Consider the following 3051-nt stretch of genomic DNA (forward strand, 5'->3'; position numbering starts at 1 on the left):
GGGGTGAGGACCATGGGGGGACTCCAGAAGGGGAGGGGCTGCGAGTACGGCGATGCAGGACCCCATTGCGGTTGGCGTGCCAGCTCTGGATGACGCCCCCGGTTCCTGTTTCCAGGGGGTTGCCTCCCACCCCGGGCGCGAGCGCTGATGACTGCCGTCAGCCGCTGGTGACCGCCGTCACCAGGCAGGCAGCCGTGGTTGACGCATCGCGGAAGGATGTTCGGAGCGGGCGAGGGCCGGCGCTAGAGTCGCGGATCAGGTGCACCGACCATGACCAGACGAGACACCGGCAGGGGAAGCGCAGGGACGGGCCCGTTGGACTCCGCGCGCTCGGGCGCCGGCACGGGCCGTGGCACCGGCTCCACGCCGCGCCGCGCGGAGGACGTCCCGCCCGTTCCCCAGGTGGGCCGCTACCTGCTGTTGCGCAAGCTGGGGCAGGGCGGCATGGGCGTGGTGTACGCCGCCTATGATCCGGACCTGGACCGCAAGGTCGCGCTGAAGCTGCTGCACCCGAACGCCGACCGCGACAACGAGGAGGCGCGGTCCCGGCTGCTGCGCGAGGCGCAGGCCATGGCGCGCGTTTCCCATCCCAACGTCATCCCCGTCTTCGACGTGGGCATGTGGGGCGACCAGGTCTTCGTCGCCATGGAGCTGGTGGACGGCGGCACGCTGGGCTCGTGGCTGAAGGAGGCGAAGCCGTCCTGGCGCGAGGTGCTGGAGCGCTACCTCCAGGCGGGCCGGGGGCTGCAGGCCGCGCACGAAGCGGGGCTGGTGCACCGCGACTTCAAGCCCGCCAACGTGCTGGTGAGCCGCGCGGGCCGCGCCTACGTGACGGACTTCGGGCTGGCGCGGCAGGTGGGCGACGCGCCGGAGGCCGCGTCCTCGCCGGAGGAGGCCCAGCTGCTGGAGGCGTCCGACCGGCGGATGCTGGACACCACGCTCACCGAAGCGGGCCTGCTGGTGGGCACGCCCAACTACATGTCCCCGGAGCAGTTCCGGGGCTCGCAGCTGGACGCGCGCACGGACCAGTTCAGCTTCTGCGCGGCGCTCTACGGCGCGCTCTACGGCACGCGCCCCTTCGACCCGGGCAGCATCAAGGCCTACGTGTCCGCCAGCCGCAGCGCGGAAGCCGAGGCGGACGGCACGCAGTCGCTGGGCGGCACGCAGTCGCTGAACGCGGCCCCGGTGAAGGCCGCCGTCGCGCCGCCGCCCGCGCTCATCCGCGAGCCCCCGCGCGATGTGAAGGTGCCCGGCTGGGTGCGGCAGGCGGTGCTGCGCGGGCTGGCGCTGGACGCGGACGCGCGCTTCCCGTCGATGCAGGCGCTGCTGGACGCGCTCTCCCAGGAGCAGCGGCTGGGGCAGCGCAGGCGCTGGCTGAGCGCGGCGGGCGCCATGACCACCGCGCTGGCGGTGGCGGGCGGCGTGGCGTGGCAGCAGTCCCAGGTGTGCTCGGACGCGGGCGCGCTGATGGACACCGTCTGGACCCCGGACGCGAAGGCGCGGCTGGAGTCCGCCTTCCGCGCCACCGGGAAGCCCTTCGCGGAAGACATGGCCACGCGCGCCACGCAGGTGCTGGCGCACTACGCGGGCGCGTGGAAGGCCCAGCGCGTCCAGGCGTGCGAGGACGCGCGCGTGAGCGGCGTGAAGCCGGAGGAGCAGCTGGACCGGCAGGTGGTGTGCCTGGAGCGCCGCCGCAAGGACCTGCGCGCGACTGTGGACCTGCTCGCGGGCGCGGACGCCGCCCTGGTGGAGAAGTCCGTGGACATGGCGCACGCGCTGCCTGCGCTGCACGAATGCGAGGACGTGGAGTCGCTGGCCGAACAGCAGCGCCGCCCCTCCGACCCCGCCCTGCGCGAGGCGATTGAAGCGCTGGAGGACCGGCTGTCGGAGGTGCGCGCGCAGGTGGACGCGGGCCGCTACCCGGCGGCGCTCGCGGCGGTGAAGGCGCTGGAGGCGCCCGTGGAGAAGACGGGCTACCTGCCGCTGAAGGCGGAGATGCGCTTCCACCTGGGCTGGCTCCAGGAACAGACGGGCCAGTCGCCCGAAGCGTCCCGCCTGCTGTCGCGCGCCGTCTTCGACGCGGAAGCCGGCAGGGCGGACCGGCTGAAGGTCGCCATCCTCAACAAGCTGCTCTACGTGGAGGACGGCCAGAAGCACTTCGACCCGGCGGCGAACTGGGGCGCGCTGGCGGAGGCCACCCTCCAGCGGCTGGGCGGCGAGCCCGTGCTGGAGGCCGACGTGAAGGTGAACCAGGCCAACCTCGCCATGTCCCAGGGCCACATGGAGGAGGCCCGCAAGCGGCTGGAGGAGGCGAGCGCCCTCTATGACAAGGCGCTGCCGCCCGAGCACCCCAAGCGCGCGCGGACGCTCTTCCTCCTGGGGCGGCTGGTGCTGGGCACCGGCGACGCGAAGGGGGCGCTGCCGCTCCTGGAATCGTCGCTCGCCAGGACCGAGGCCGCGGTGGGCCCGGTGCACCCGGACGTGGCCCGCCGGCACGGCCTGCTGTCCCTGGCCCTGCGCGAGGCCGGCGAACCCGCGCGCGCGCTGCCGCACGCCCAGGCGGTGGTGGACCTCTACAAGACCCTCCACGGCGACAAGAGCCCCCAGGTGGCGGAGGCGCTGGATGAGCTGGGCATGTGCCAATTGGGGATGAAGCGCTACGACGACGCGCTGAAGACCTACGAGCAGGCCCTGGCCCTCAAGCGCGAGCTGCTGCCCGCGGGCGACGAGGGGCTCCAGCCGTCCTACGACGGCGTGGGCCAGGCGCTGCTGGGGCTGGGCCGGGCGCGCGACTCGGTTGCGCCGCTCCAGCAGGCGGTGTCCTTCGCGTCCGCGCCCCCGGACGCGCTGGCGGAGTCCGGCTTCGCGCTGGCGCGGGCGCTGTACCAGACGGGCCAGTCGCCAGCGGCCCGAGGCGAGGCCACCCGCGCCCGGGAGCGCTTCAACGAATCCGGCATGGACGCGCGGGTGGGGGAGGTGGACTCGTGGCTCCAGACCCTGCCCAAGGAGCTGACTCTTATACACATCTCCGAGCCCACGAGACATGCGCAG

The 3051-nt window shown here is 73.6% G+C and carries 1 protein-coding gene; it reads left to right on the plus strand.

The features are described 5' to 3' along the window. Positions 1 to 270: 270 nt before the first annotated feature. On the plus strand, positions 271 to 3051 hold a 2781-nt coding region (locus D7W79_RS40735), incomplete at its 3' end, for a serine/threonine-protein kinase (protein ID WP_120530579.1).

The organism is Corallococcus exercitus, assembly GCF_003611585.1.
Classification (GTDB): Bacteria; Myxococcota; Myxococcia; order Myxococcales; family Myxococcaceae; genus Corallococcus; species Corallococcus exercitus.